The sequence below is a fragment of the Vibrio sp. 10N.222.54.E6 genome (genome assembly GCF_041473955.1).
Classification (GTDB): Bacteria; Pseudomonadota; Gammaproteobacteria; order Enterobacterales; family Vibrionaceae; genus Vibrio; species Vibrio tasmaniensis_A.
This window is the reverse complement of the sequence record NZ_JBFRTD010000026.1, coordinates 36706-50272: the sequence shown is the minus strand read 5'-3', so window position 1 is coordinate 50272 and position 13567 is coordinate 36706. Positions and strand designations below refer to the sequence as shown.

The 13567-nt window shown below is 44.3% G+C and carries 14 protein-coding genes; all 14 read left to right on the top strand.

Annotated features, from left to right (window positions below; genetic code table 11):
- Positions 1-1620, top strand: a complete 1620-nt coding sequence (gene yidC, locus AB4513_RS15435) for a membrane protein insertase YidC (RefSeq protein WP_009848131.1) — start codon at positions 1-3, stop codon at positions 1618-1620.
- 129 nt (positions 1621-1749) lie between these two features.
- Positions 1750-3111, top strand: a complete 1362-nt coding sequence (gene mnmE, locus AB4513_RS15430) for a tRNA uridine-5-carboxymethylaminomethyl(34) synthesis GTPase MnmE (protein WP_009848130.1) — start codon at positions 1750-1752, stop codon at positions 3109-3111.
- Between the two features lie 50 nt (positions 3112-3161).
- Positions 3162-3596: an FMN-binding protein MioC gene (gene mioC, locus AB4513_RS15425; protein WP_009848129.1), complete on the top strand. Its 435-nt coding sequence runs from the start codon at positions 3162-3164 to the stop codon at positions 3594-3596.
- 480 nt (positions 3597-4076) lie between these two features.
- Positions 4077-5972, top strand: a complete 1896-nt coding sequence (mnmG, locus tag AB4513_RS15420; RefSeq protein WP_009848128.1) for a tRNA uridine-5-carboxymethylaminomethyl(34) synthesis enzyme MnmG — start codon at positions 4077-4079, stop codon at positions 5970-5972.
- On the top strand, positions 5972-6604 hold the full coding sequence (gene rsmG / locus AB4513_RS15415) for a 16S rRNA (guanine(527)-N(7))-methyltransferase RsmG (protein ID WP_009848127.1): 633 nt from the start codon (positions 5972-5974) through the stop codon (positions 6602-6604). Before mnmG ends, rsmG begins: the two co-directional genes overlap by 1 nt.
- 14 nt (positions 6605-6618) lie before the next feature.
- Positions 6619-7392: a ParA family protein gene (locus AB4513_RS15410; RefSeq protein WP_009848126.1), complete on the top strand. Its 774-nt coding sequence runs from the start codon at positions 6619-6621 to the stop codon at positions 7390-7392.
- Between the two features lie 23 nt (positions 7393-7415).
- Positions 7416-8297 carry a ParB/RepB/Spo0J family partition protein gene (locus tag AB4513_RS15405; protein WP_009848125.1) on the top strand — a complete coding sequence of 294 codons (882 nt, stop codon included), beginning with the start codon at positions 7416-7418 and terminating at the stop codon, positions 8295-8297.
- A gap of 192 nt (positions 8298-8489) precedes the next feature.
- Positions 8490-8879, top strand: coding sequence for a F0F1 ATP synthase subunit I (locus AB4513_RS15400; RefSeq protein ID WP_008221392.1), 390 nt, complete (start codon positions 8490-8492; stop codon positions 8877-8879).
- Positions 8880-8887: 8 nt separating this feature from the next.
- Positions 8888-9685: a F0F1 ATP synthase subunit A gene (gene atpB / locus AB4513_RS15395; RefSeq protein ID WP_009848124.1), complete on the top strand. Its 798-nt coding sequence runs from the start codon at positions 8888-8890 to the stop codon at positions 9683-9685.
- 49 nt (positions 9686-9734) lie between these two features.
- The gene (gene atpE, locus AB4513_RS15390) at positions 9735-9992 is read left to right on the top strand and encodes a F0F1 ATP synthase subunit C (protein WP_004411110.1); all 258 of its coding nucleotides are present in this window, start codon (positions 9735-9737) and stop codon (positions 9990-9992) included.
- A gap of 59 nt (positions 9993-10051) precedes the next feature.
- The gene (gene atpF, locus AB4513_RS15385) at positions 10052-10522 is read left to right on the top strand and encodes a F0F1 ATP synthase subunit B (protein ID WP_010433231.1); all 471 of its coding nucleotides are present in this window, start codon (positions 10052-10054) and stop codon (positions 10520-10522) included.
- A 15-nt stretch (positions 10523-10537) separates the two neighbouring features.
- Positions 10538-11071 (top strand): F0F1 ATP synthase subunit delta, encoded by a 534-nt coding sequence (gene atpH, locus AB4513_RS15380; RefSeq protein WP_009848122.1) that lies wholly within the window; start codon positions 10538-10540, stop codon positions 11069-11071.
- 13 nt (positions 11072-11084) lie between these two features.
- Positions 11085-12626 (top strand): F0F1 ATP synthase subunit alpha, encoded by a 1542-nt coding sequence (atpA, locus tag AB4513_RS15375; protein WP_009848121.1) that lies wholly within the window; start codon positions 11085-11087, stop codon positions 12624-12626.
- Positions 12627-12674: 48 nt separating this feature from the next.
- Positions 12675-13541, top strand: coding sequence for a F0F1 ATP synthase subunit gamma (gene atpG / locus AB4513_RS15370; protein ID WP_009848120.1), 867 nt, complete (start codon positions 12675-12677; stop codon positions 13539-13541).
- Positions 13542-13567 lie beyond the last annotated feature (26 nt).

The window sequence follows — 13567 nt, the reverse complement described above, 5'->3', positions numbered from 1 at the left end:
ATGGATTCTCAACGTAATATCCTGTTAATCGCATTGGCTTTGGTTTCTTTCCTACTGTTCCAACAATGGAACGTAGCTCAGAACCCAGCTCCACAAGCGGTTGAGCAGGCACAATCTGGCAGCACCCTACCAGCGCCATCTTATGCAGATGATCTAGACCCAGCTCCTGGTCAAGTTGCTTCTGCTAAAACTATCACAGTAACAACTGATGTTCTGACTCTGTCAATTGATACGGTTGGTGGTGATGTCGTTACAGCAAACCTAAACGATTACTCTGCTGAGTTCGATTCTGAAGATACTTTTGTTCTTCTTAAAAACGAGCCTGGTCACCAATTTATCGCTCAAAGCGGTCTAGTGGGTCCTCAAGGTATCGATTTAAGCAGCACTAACCGCCCTAGCTACACGGTTTCAGCAGACAGCTTCACGTTGGCTGAAGGTCAAGATGAACTACGCATCCCAATGACTTACCAAGCGAACGGCCTGGATTACACAAAAACATTCGTCCTTAAGCGCGGCAGCTACGCGATTGACGTTGAATACGATGTAGTCAACAACTCTGGCAATAACGCAACATTCGGCATGTACGCTCACCTACGTCAAAACGTTATGGATGACGGTGGTAGCCTAACAATGCCAACTTACCGTGGTGGTGCTTACTCTACGGAAGATACGCGTTACAAAAAATACAGCTTCGACGACATGCAAGATCGCAACCTTTCTCTTAACCTAGCAAACGGTCAAGGTTGGGCAGCGATGATTCAACACTACTTTGCAAGTGCTTGGATTCCACGCGACGAAGCAGGCAGCAACCTTTACACTCGTGTAATTGGTAACCTTGGCGACATCGGTGTTCGCATGCCGAACAAAACCATCGCTACTGGCGACGAAGCAAGCTTCAAAGCAACGCTTTGGGTTGGTCCTAAACTTCAAGACCAAATGGCTGCTGTTGCACCAAACCTAGACCTAGTAGTTGACTACGGTTGGTTATGGTTCATTGCTAAACCACTTCATACTCTGCTTTCATTTATTCAAGGCATCGTTGTGAACTGGGGTCTGGCAATCATCTGTCTAACTTTCATCGTTCGTGGTGCTATGTACCCACTAACGAAAGCTCAGTACACGTCTATGGCGAAAATGCGCATGCTTCAGCCTAAGCTGACTGCAATGCGTGAGCGTATTGGCGACGACCGTCAACGCATGAGTCAAGAAATGATGGAGCTTTACAAGAAAGAGAAAGTAAACCCACTAGGTGGCTGTTTACCTATCCTTCTTCAAATGCCTATCTTCATTTCACTATACTGGGCACTAATGGAGTCTGTTGAACTGCGTCACTCACCGTTCTTCGGTTGGATTACTGACCTTTCAGCACAAGACCCATACTACATCTTGCCACTTCTGATGGGTGCTTCAATGTTCCTAATCCAGAAGATGAGCCCGACAACTGTAACGGATCCAATGCAGCAGAAGATCATGACCTTTATGCCGGTTATGTTCACGTTCTTCTTCCTGTTCTTCCCTTCAGGTCTGGTTCTTTACTGGCTAGTATCGAACATCGTAACTCTAATTCAGCAAACGCTTATCTACCGCGCGCTGGAAAAGAAAGGCTTACACTCTAAGTAAGTTCGATAACAGAAAGAGATAAAAGAAAGGCGACCAAAAGGTCGCCTTTTTGTTTTGAGCTGATTACAATTCAGCTAATTGATTAATCGTGAACGCCCCTTTGGCCTTCACATGCTAGCAGGCACAACTATGACTACAGATACGATTGTTGCTCAAGCGACTGCGCCAGGACGTGGTGGCGTCGGTATTATCCGCGTTTCAGGCCCACAAGCCGCTCAAGTCGCGCTTGAAGTAACAGGCAAAGTACTAAAACCGCGCTATGCCGAGTACCTGCCTTTTAAATCTCACAATGGCACCGAACTCGACCAAGGTATTGCACTTTACTTCCCTAACCCACATTCGTTCACAGGCGAAGATGTGTTAGAGCTGCAAGGCCACGGTGGTCCTGTGGTTATGGACATGCTGATCAAACGTATCCTATCCATCTCAGGTGTGCGTGCTGCGCGTCCTGGTGAATTCTCTGAGCGTGCCTTCTTGAATGACAAGATGGACTTAACACAAGCAGAAGCGATTGCTGACCTGATTGATGCCAGCTCAGAAGAAGCGGCGAAATCTGCACTACAATCCCTGCAAGGTGAATTCTCTAAACGCATTAATACGCTGGTAGATTCTCTGATTTACTTAAGAATCTACGTTGAAGCCGCGATTGATTTCCCAGAAGAAGAAATTGATTTTCTGGCTGACGGTAAAGTAAGCACTGACTTACAAGCTATCATTGATAACCTAGAAGCTGTACGCCAAGAAGCCAATCAAGGCTCAATCATGCGTGAAGGCATGAAAGTCGTGATTGCAGGCCGCCCAAATGCGGGTAAATCAAGCCTATTGAATGCGCTGTCGGGTAAAGAATCTGCCATTGTGACCGATATTGCGGGAACGACACGTGATGTACTGCGTGAACATATCCATATTGACGGCATGCCACTGCATATTATTGATACCGCAGGCCTACGTGAGGCCTCAGATGAAGTAGAAAAAATCGGTATTGAACGTGCTTGGGAAGAAATAGCTCAGGCAGACCGAGTTTTATTTATGGTTGATGGCACAACAACAGACGCAACAGACCCGAAAGATATCTGGCCAGATTTCGTTGATCGTCTACCAAACAACATCGGAATGACGGTAATTCGTAATAAAGCGGATCAAACCAGTGAAGAGTTAGGCATTTGTCATGTTAACGATCCAACCCTGATTCGCTTATCAGCCAAAACAGGCCAAGGTGTCGACGCTCTGCGTAGTCATCTAAAGGATTGTATGGGCTTTGCTGGTGGTCATGAAGGTGGCTTTATGGCACGTCGTCGTCACTTAGATGCCCTAGAACGAGCATCAGAACACCTAGATATCGGCCAACAGCAGCTTGAAGGCTACATGGCGGGTGAGATTTTAGCGGAAGAGCTTCGAATTACTCAGCAGCACCTCAATGAGATCACGGGTGAGTTCAGTTCAGACGATCTTTTAGGTCGCATCTTCTCTTCATTCTGTATTGGTAAATAACCTTAAAAGGCCAGCTCATGCTGGCCTTCTTCTTTAGTAAGGACAGCTTAATGATCCACATTATTACAGGTAGCACCTTAGGTGGTGCAGAGTACGTTGGCGATCACCTTAATGATCTTCTTGAAGAGCAAGGTCATGAAATAACCCTTCATAATCAGCCTGAATACGATGATATCCCCCAACAAGGCTTTTGGTTGTTGGTCACTTCAACTCATGGTGCCGGTGAATTTCCAGATAATATTAAGCCGTTTATCGACGCATTGACCCAGCAATCTCCAGATTTAAGCCAGGTTCGCTTTGCTGTAGTGGCGCTTGGAGATTCGAGCTACGATACCTTCTGTTTGGCAGGTAAATCTGTCCACAGCCAACTAAAAGAGCTCGGTGCTCAAGCTATTTCTGGCTGTTTTACCATCGATGTTCTTGAAACACCGGTCCCAGAAGATGCTGCAGAGGAATGGTTTAACGATCATAGTGACCAGTTTTAACACCTCAACATTCTAAAAAGCGGCTTATGCCGCTTTTTTTGTCTCTGAAAATCGTGATTGTGAATAACTTTTTTGAAAATAAATCGAAATACATGCCCATTTTTTCAATTTCCTCTGTGGATAAGATCATACATATACGGTGATCAACCTATAGTTATCCAAATAACAACTTTCTAGGTAATTTCCCCTTGTGTATAAGTAGCCATTTTGATCCCAGCTAATCCTCATTATGATCAAAGTTAGATCACACCCTTTGATCCAAAAAAGATCCATGATCTTGTTGATCATTTTCTACTTATCCACAGACGCCCTCGATCCTAATAATAGATCTAATAAAAGATCTCTCTAAAGATCTTATCTATATTAATTAAAAACAGCTTTTTCGAAAAATTCCAAAAACGTTTTCTCAAGCTATGAAAACAGGTAGAATATCGCTCCTTTTTATCAATCTAGAAACGTTTGAGTACCTGAGGTCGGTTCATGCTTTATCACGAAAAATTTGACGTCATCGTTGTTGGTGGTGGCCATGCAGGAACGGAAGCCGCACTCGCATCTGCACGTACTGGTCAAAGTACGTTATTACTAACTCATAATATCGATACGTTGGGACAGATGTCTTGTAACCCAGCCATTGGCGGGATCGGTAAGGGCCACTTGGTAAAAGAGGTCGATGCTATGGGTGGATTAATGGCGCAAGCTATTGATCATGCAGGTATTCAGTTCAGAACATTAAACGCATCAAAAGGCCCTGCGGTACGTGCAACTCGTGCACAAGCTGACCGCGCACTTTACAAAGCCTTTGTCCGTAATGTTCTTGAAAACACACCAAACCTAACTCTGTTCCAACAGTCGGTTGATGACTTGATCGTTGAACAAGATCAAGTGGTGGGTGTGGTTACGCAAATGGGCCTCAAATTCCGCGCTAATGCTGTGGTCTTAACGGTAGGCACATTCCTAGGCGGTAAGATTCATATTGGTATGGAAAGTTCATCGGGTGGACGTGCGGGTGATCCACCATCGATCGCGCTCGCTGACCGTCTTCGTGATCTTCCATTTCGAGTTGATCGCCTGAAAACAGGTACACCTCCTCGCATTGATGCACGCAGCGTTGATTTTTCTGATCTTGAGGTTCAACACGGCGATAATCCGACTCCGGTTTTCTCATTCATGGGTAACCGAGCTCAGCAGCCGCGTCAGATTCCATGTTACATCACGCACACTAACGAAAATACGCATGACGTTATTCGTGCCAACCTCGATCGCAGCCCGATGTACGCTGGTGTGATTGAAGGTATTGGCCCTCGTTACTGTCCGTCGATTGAAGACAAAGTGATGCGCTTTGCTGATAAAAACAGTCACCAAATTTTCATTGAGCCTGAAGGCCTAACGACGCACGAGTTATACCCTAATGGTATTTCAACCAGTTTGCCGTTTGATGTTCAGGTAAAAATCGTTCACTCAATGAAAGGTTTTGAGAACGCACACATCGTTCGTCCTGGTTACGCGATTGAGTACGATTTCTTTGACCCTCGCGATCTTAAACTGACTTACGAGACCAAGTTTATTAAGGGGTTGTTCTTTGCAGGGCAAATCAATGGCACCACTGGCTACGAAGAAGCTGCAGCACAAGGCTTAATGGCCGGTTTGAATGCGAGTTTGTTTACGCAAGGCAAAGAGGGCTGGAGCCCACGCCGCGATCAAGCTTACATGGGTGTACTTATCGATGACTTGTCGACAATGGGTACCAAAGAACCGTACCGCATGTTTACATCTCGCGCGGAATACCGCTTGTTGCTTCGTGAAGACAACGCTGATATCCGTTTGACTGAAAAGTCACGTGAACTTGGCTTGGTCGACGATGCTCGTTGGACGCGATTCAACGAGAAGATGGAAAACATGGAGAAAGAGCGTCAACGTCTTAAAGAAACATGGATTAACCCAAAATCTGAAGATATTGATCAATTGAACCAGATCCTGAAAACACCAATGTCTCGTGAAGCGAGTGGTGAAGATCTTCTTCGTCGTCCTGAAATGACTTATTCACAGCTAACGTCGTTGGATCGTTTCGGTCCTGCACTGGAAGATCAACAAGCCTCAGAGCAAGTTGAGATCCAAGTGAAGTACGATGGCTATATCCAACGTCAACAAGATGAAATTGAAAAATCACTGCGTCATGAAAACACCAAACTGCCGGCTGACATCGATTACAGTAAGGTAAAAGGGCTTTCTAACGAAGTGGTTCTAAAACTAACTACCGCTAAACCAGACTCAATTGGTATTGCATCGCGAATCTCAGGTATCACACCTGCTGCAATTTCAATTCTGTTGGTTTACTTGAAAAAACACGGCCTGTTGAAAAAAGGTGAGGAAGCATAATGAGCGCATTACGCGAAAAACTGGATCACCTGATTGGCCAGACTGAACTTGAAGTATCTGAAAAGCAACGCAGCCAATTGGTTGGCTACGTTGAGTTACTAAACAAGTGGAACAAAGCATACAATCTGACGTCAGTTCGTGATCCGCAAGAAATGATGGTGAAACATATCTTGGATAGCATCATTGTTAGCACTCACTTACAAGGCAAGCGCTTTATTGACGTTGGCACAGGCCCTGGCCTTCCTGGGATTCCGCTCTCAATCATGAATCCTGACTGCGAGTTTTACTTGCTAGACAGCTTGGGTAAGCGTATTCGTTTTATCAAGCAAGTGATTCATGAGCTGGGTATCGACAACGTGGTGCCGATTCAAAGTCGTGTTGAAGAATTTCAACCAGAAGAAAAGTTTGATGCCGTGCTCAGTCGCGCATTTGCATCAATGACAGACATGGTAGAGTGGTGTCATCATTTACCTAAAGAGCAATCCGGTGTATTTTTGGCTCTTAAGGGACAACATCCTAGAGACGAAATCGACCTGTTACCTGAATGGTGTTCAGTGACAGACATTAAAGCTTTGCAAGTGCCAGAGCTTGATGGAGAGCGTCATCTAGTTACTTTATCGCGTCAAGGATAATCAGCGAGGCCATAGTGGGTAAAATCGTAGCAATTGCCAACCAGAAGGGTGGCGTAGGAAAAACAACAACTTGCATTAACTTGGCAGCATCAATGGCGGCAACAAAGCGCAAGATATTGGTTGTTGACCTCGATCCTCAAGGTAATGCCACGATGGCGAGCGGTGTTGACAAGTATCAGGTTGAAGCAACTGCTTACGATTTGCTGGTTGAAGACACCCCATTTGATGAGGTAGTTTGCCGAAGTACATCTGGCAATTATGACCTTATCGCCGCAAATGGTGATGTTACAGCGGCAGAAATCAAATTGATGGAAGTGTTTGCTCGTGAAGTTCGCCTAAAGAACGCGTTGGCATCCATTCGTAATAACTATGATTTCATCTTTATCGATTGCCCACCGTCATTAAATCTTCTTACAATTAATGCGATGGCTGCGGCCGATTCCGTATTGGTTCCTATGCAATGTGAATACTTTGCTTTGGAAGGTTTGACTGCGTTGATGGATACCATTAGCAAGCTCGCTGCGGTGGTCAATGAGAATCTGAAGATTGAAGGTCTTCTGCGTACTATGTACGACCCTCGTAACCGCTTATCGAACGAAGTATCTGATCAACTCAAAAAGCACTTCGGTAGCAAAGTCTATCGAACTGTGATCCCTAGAAATGTGCGTCTGGCAGAAGCGCCGAGTCATGGCAAGCCAGCAATGTACTACGACAAATATTCTGCAGGAGCTAAGGCATATCTTGCTCTTGCTGGCGAAATGTTACGTCGTGAAGAAGTCCCAGTATAGGTCCAACCAAAGGAATTCGCTCAATGTCTAAGCGTGGTTTAGGAAAGGGGCTAGATGCATTGCTTGCAACTAGCTCATTAGCTCGTGAAAAGCAGCAAGTTGCTTCTTATAGTCAGGCGTTGTCGGCTGATGGTGAGCTTATCGAATTGGCTGTTGGTTGCTTAAAGCCAGGTGTATATCAACCGCGTAAGGATATTGCGCCGGAAGCGCTAGAAGAGCTGGCAGCATCAATCCAATCTCAAGGTATTATTCAGCCAATCGTTGTACGCCCCTTAGCACACGACCAGTTTGAGATTATTGCTGGCGAACGTCGTTGGAGAGCTGCTCGTCAAGCTGGCCTTAAGCAAGTGCCATGTCTAATTAAGAGAGTCGAAGACAAGGCCGCGATTGCGATGGCATTGATCGAGAACATTCAGCGTGAAGACTTGAATGCTATCGAAGAAGCACAAGCGTTAGAGCGCTTGCAGAACGAATTTGAGCTGACACATCAACAAGTTGCTGAAGTGATCGGTAAATCGAGAGCAACGGTTAGTAACTTATTACGTCTAAATCAGCTCGAAAATGAAGTAAAAAGTTTAGTTTCCAACAAACACCTGGAAATGGGGCATGCTAGAGCATTGCTTGCGCTCGAAGGCGATACCCAGGTTGAGGCAGCAAACACTGCGGCAACCAAAAAAATGACCGTGCGTCAAACTGAGCAGCTTGTTAAAAAGTGCTTAAAGCCAGACGTTGAATCAGAATCGAAGCAAGAAGACACTGAAGCTATCGAACTTTCACGAAGACTCACGGAAAAATTGCAAGCAAACGTTTCAGTTACTCGTTCTGTTAGTGGGAAGTCAAAAGTGACAATTACTCTTGATGAGCCTCACAAATTAGATCAACTTATTGCTAAATTAGAGTACTAAGTGAGATAATTGATTTAGGTCAATTATGTAATGAACAAGTGATTTCGTACAAAAGTTGTCGGTTTGTATACAAAAATGTAAATGATTGCTGCATTCTTATTGCAATCAATTTGGCTGAACGTATAATTTTCGCCAATTTATCAGCACGCTTTTAAGCGAGTATCAAAGTAGGCTTAAAAGAGGAACGAATACATGGTAGCGGCGTTAGCAAGACCAGGACGAGTGCTTGCAAAGCAAATGTTATTGATCGAGCTTAGCGCGGTTATATTAGTGGCGATAGGGTTAGGTTTAGCTGTTAATCCTGATTGGGGTTTTGCTGCATTAATCGGTGGCGGTATTTTTGTCATCGCGAATGTAGTTTTTTGTGTGTGTGCTTTTCTATTTTGTGGAGCTCGCGCAACTAAGTTAGTTGCGGCGTCGTTCTATGCAGGTGAAGCGCTCAAAATCTTAATCACAGTTCTACTATTCTCTATCGTCTACATGTATATGCAGGTGGAATTAATTCCCCTCAAACTGACCTATTTACTGGTTCTAGGTATTAATATCTTTGCGCCAGTGCTTTTCATTAACAATAAAAAATAGGATGAGTTATGGCTGCGCCAACAGCATCCGGATACATTGAACACCATTTACAAAACCTTTCTTTAGCTAAGTTTGGTCTTGTAGAGGAGACAAGTTTCTGGAACGTACATATAGACAGTCTGTTTTTTTCGGTGTTGACAGGGATGTTATTCCTTTGGGTTTTTCGCTCAGTCGCTAAGAAAGCAACAGTAGGTGTACCTGGTAAGCTTCAGTGTTTTGTTGAAATGGTAGTGGAATTCGTTGGTGACAACGTTAAAGAAACTTTCCATGGCCGCAACCCTCTGATTGCCCCACTAGCACTGACTATATTCTGCTGGATTATCATTATGAACTTGATGGACTTAGTGCCTATCGATTTCTTACCATATCCTGCAGAGCATTGGCTAGGTATCCCTTACTTGAAAGTGGTTCCTACAGCTGATGTTAATATAACAATGGCAATGGCTTTAGGTGTTTTTGCTCTGATGATCTACTACAGCATCAAAGTGAAAGGTCTAGGCGGATTTGCTAAAGAATTGGCACTGCATCCATTTAATCACCCAATCATGATTCCATTTAACTTGGTACTTGAGGTAATTTCGTTATTAGCGAAGCCACTATCTCTAGGTATGCGTTTATTTGGTAATATGTTTGCGGGTGAGGTGGTGTTTATTCTTATCGCGGCAATGCTACCGTGGTACTTACAATGGGTAGGTGCACTACCTTGGGCTATCTTCCATATCTTGGTTATTTTGATTCAAGCGTTTGTTTTCATGATGTTGACAATCGTTTACTTATCAATGGCTCATGAAGATAGTGATCACTAAAAAATTTTTAAGCTTTATTCTAACTATTAATGTTAATCGGAGAACGTAAATGGAAACTGTACTAAGTTTTTCAGCAATCGCTGTTGCTATCATTGTTGGTCTTTGTGCCGTAGGTACTGCAATTGGTTTTGCTATTCTTGGTGGTAAATTCCTAGAAGGCGCTGCGCGTCAACCTGAAATGGCTCCAATGCTACAAGTTAAGATGTTCATCATCGCTGGTCTATTGGATGCTGTTCCAATGATCGGTATCGTAATCGCACTACTATTCACGTTTGCTAACCCATTTGTTGGTCAACTAGCAGGCTAATTAACTTCTAAATAGTTAATTAAATTTTTGTAGTTGATTCTTAACGAGGGGTAGCTGTTGTGAATATGAACGCAACTCTGCTAGGTCAAGCAATTGCTTTTTCACTGTTTGTTTGGTTCTGCATGAAATATGTATGGCCACCAATCATGCAAGCAATTGAAGAACGTCAGAAAAAAATTGCTGACGGTCTAGTAGCCGCTGAACGCGCTGCTAAAGACTTGAACCTGGCACAAGCCAACGCTTCTGAGCAAATGAAAGAAGCAAAGCGCACTGCAACTGAGGTTATTGATCAGGCAAACAAACGTAAAGCTCAAATTATTGATGAAGCACGCGAAGAGGCTCAGGCAGAACGCCAGAAGATCTTAGCGCAAGCTGAAGCAGAAATTGAAGCAGAGCGTACACGTGCCCGTGATGACCTGCGCAAACAAGTCGCAACTCTGGCTATAGCTGGTGCTGAGAAAATCCTTGAACGTACAATCGATAAAGATGTACACGATGATCTTCTTAACAACATTACTGCAAAACTTTAAAGCAAGGGGCTGTATATGTCTGATTTGACTACAATCGCACGCCCCTATGCTAAAGCAGCGTTTGACTTTGCGGTAGATAAAGGTGAGCTAGACCAATGGGGTCAAATGCTTACTTTTGCTGCCGAAGTGGCACAAAATGATGATGTTCACAATTTATTAAGCGGTTCTATGACTGCTGAAAAATTAGCTGAAGTATTCATTGTAATTTGTGGCGAACAATTTGATGAATTCGGTCAGAACTTAATTAAAGTGATGGCAGAGAATGGCCGCTTAATGGCTTTTCCTGATGTTTGTAAAGAGTTCTTTATACTCAAAAAAGAGTATGAGAAAGAGATCGACGTTGAAGTAACTTCAGCGGTAGAACTTTCTGAAGAACAACGAGCAGAGATCAGCAGCAAATTGGAACAGCGCTTAGCGCGCAAAGTTCAGCTGAATTGCAGTATAGATGAGACTCTACTTAGTGGAGTTATTATTCGAGCCGGAGACCTAGTCATCGATAACTCAGCGCGCAGTCGTTTAGACCGCCTGAGCGATGCATTGCAGTCTTAATGGGGATTGGAGCATGCAACTTAATTCCACTGAAATTAGCGATCTAATTAAACAACGTATTGAATCTTTCGACGTTGTTAGTGAAGCTCGCAATGAAGGTACTATCGTTTCTGTAAGCGATGGCATCCTTAGCATCCACGGCCTAGCGGACGTGATGCAAGGTGAAATGATCGAACTACCGGGTGGCCGTTACGCTCTAGCACTAAACTTGAACCGTGATTCGGTTGGTGCTGTTGTAATGGGCCCGTATGCTGACCTACAGGAAGGCATGAAAGTTACAGGTACTGGTCGTATTCTAGAAGTACCAGTAGGTCCTGAAATGCTTGGTCGTGTTGTAAACACGCTAGGTGAGCCAATTGATGGTAAAGGTCCAATCGAAGCTAAATTGACTTCGCCTGTAGAAATTATCGCACCAGGTGTAATCGACCGTAAATCGGTAGATCAACCTGTTCAAACTGGTTACAAGTCTGTTGACTCAATGATCCCTATCGGTCGTGGTCAACGTGAGCTAGTAATCGGTGACCGTCAGACTGGTAAAACAGCAATGGCGATCGATGCGATTATTAACCAAAAAGATTCTGGTATTTTCTCTATCTACGTAGCTATCGGCCAAAAAGCGTCGACTATTGCTAACGTAGTTCGCAAACTAGAAGAGCACGGCGCACTAGCAAACACTGTTGTTGTTGTTGCATCTGCTTCTGAATCTGCAGCGCTGCAATACCTTGCACCGTATGCTGGTTGTGCGATGGGCGAATACTTCCGTGATCGCGGTGAAGATGCACTGATTGTTTATGATGATCTATCTAAGCAAGCTGTCGCTTACCGTCAAATCTCGCTACTACTTAAGCGTCCACCAGGTCGTGAAGCGTTCCCAGGTGATGTTTTCTACCTTCACTCTCGTCTACTTGAGCGTGCAGCTCGTGTAAGCGAAGCATACGTAGAAAAATTCACTAACGGCGAAGTGACAGGCAAGACTGGTTCTTTAACAGCTCTTCCTATCATCGAAACGCAAGCTGGTGACGTATCTGCATTCGTACCAACGAACGTAATCTCGATTACTGATGGTCAGATCTTCCTACAAACTGAGCTGTTCAACGCGGGCGTACGTCCAGCTGTTGACCCAGGTATCTCAGTTTCTCGTGTAGGTGGTTCGGCGCAGACTAAAATCATCAAGAAGCTATCTGGCGGTATCCGTACTGCTCTAGCTCAATACCGTGAACTTGCAGCATTTGCTCAGTTCTCTTCGGATCTTGATGAAGCGACTAAGAAGCAGCTAGACCACGGTCAAAAAGTTACAGAACTGATGAAGCAGAAGCAATACGCTCCTATGTCTGTATTTGACCAAGCTCTAGTAATCTTCGCTGCAGAGCGTGGATACCTTCAAGACGTTGAACTTTCTAAAGTTCTAGACTTTGAAGCTGCTTTACTGTCGTTTGCTCGTGGTCAATACGCTGATCTAGTAACACAGATCGACGCAACGGGTGCTTTCAACAAAGAAATCGAAGCTGAGCTGAAGAAGCTTGTTGACGATTTCAAGGCAACCCAGACCTGGTAATTGGTAGGTGGTCTTAGGGCCACCTCATACCATTAACGGAGAGTAACGATGGCCGGCGCAAAAGAGATACGTAATAAAATCGGTAGTGTTAAAAGCACACAGAAGATTACGAAAGCAATGGAAATGGTAGCAGCTTCAAAAATGCGTCGTTCTCAAGACGCAATGGAAGCTACTCGTCCATATGCAGAAACAATGCGTAAAGTGATCGGTCATTTGGCTAATGGTAGCCTCGAGTATAAGCATCCTTATCTTGAGGAACGTGAAGCCAAACGTGTTGGTTACATCATCGTTTCTACAGACCGTGGTCTTTGTGGTGGTTTGAACATTAACTTGTTCAAGAAAGCCATGAACGACATGAAAGATTGGTCTGAGAAAGGTGCTGATGTTGAGCTTGCAATTGTAGGCTCTAAAGCAACAGCATTTTTCAACAACAGCGGCGCGAAAGTAGCAGCTCAAGTTTCTGGTCTGGGCGATCGTCCAAGCCTTGAAGACTTGATTGGCTCTGTGAGCGTTATGCTGAAGAAATATGATGAAGGCGAACTAGATCGCCTGTTCGTAGTGTTCAACAAGTTTGAAAACACTATGGTTCAAGAACCAACGATCGATCAATTACTTCCTTTGCCTAAATCAGACAGCGAAGAAATGAAACGCAGTCATTCTTGGGACTACATTTATGAGCCCGAGCCAAAGCCACTACTAGATGCACTATTGGTTCGCTATGTCGAATCTCAAGTGTACCAAGGTGTGGTCGAGAACCTTGCTTGTGAGCAAGCGGCTCGAATGATTGCAATGAAATCAGCAACAGATAATGCTGGTGACATTATTGATGACTTAGAACTTGTGTATAACAAAGCCCGTCAATCGGCGATTACACAAGAACTTTCTGAGATCGTTTCAGGCGCAGCTGCGGTTTAAGCTTAGGTAAAACTAAATAGTTAGAG

Coding starts and splice junctions, on each gene's coding strand:
- yidC (WP_009848131.1), top strand. CDS start 1: ATGGATTCTCAACGTAATATCCTGTTAATCGCATTGGCTTTGGTTTCT.
- mnmE (WP_009848130.1), top strand. CDS start 1,750: ATGACTACAGATACGATTGTTGCTCAAGCGACTGCGCCAGGACGTGGT.
- mioC (WP_009848129.1), top strand. CDS start 3,162: ATGATCCACATTATTACAGGTAGCACCTTAGGTGGTGCAGAGTACGTT.
- mnmG (WP_009848128.1), top strand. CDS start 4,077: ATGCTTTATCACGAAAAATTTGACGTCATCGTTGTTGGTGGTGGCCAT.
- rsmG (WP_009848127.1), top strand. CDS start 5,972: ATGAGCGCATTACGCGAAAAACTGGATCACCTGATTGGCCAGACTGAA.
- AB4513_RS15405 (WP_009848125.1), top strand. CDS start 7,416: ATGTCTAAGCGTGGTTTAGGAAAGGGGCTAGATGCATTGCTTGCAACT.
- AB4513_RS15400 (WP_008221392.1), top strand. CDS start 8,490: ATGGTAGCGGCGTTAGCAAGACCAGGACGAGTGCTTGCAAAGCAAATG.
- atpB (WP_009848124.1), top strand. CDS start 8,888: ATGGCTGCGCCAACAGCATCCGGATACATTGAACACCATTTACAAAAC.
- atpE (WP_004411110.1), top strand. CDS start 9,735: ATGGAAACTGTACTAAGTTTTTCAGCAATCGCTGTTGCTATCATTGTT.
- atpH (WP_009848122.1), top strand. CDS start 10,538: ATGTCTGATTTGACTACAATCGCACGCCCCTATGCTAAAGCAGCGTTT.
- atpA (WP_009848121.1), top strand. CDS start 11,085: ATGCAACTTAATTCCACTGAAATTAGCGATCTAATTAAACAACGTATT.
- atpG (WP_009848120.1), top strand. CDS start 12,675: ATGGCCGGCGCAAAAGAGATACGTAATAAAATCGGTAGTGTTAAAAGC.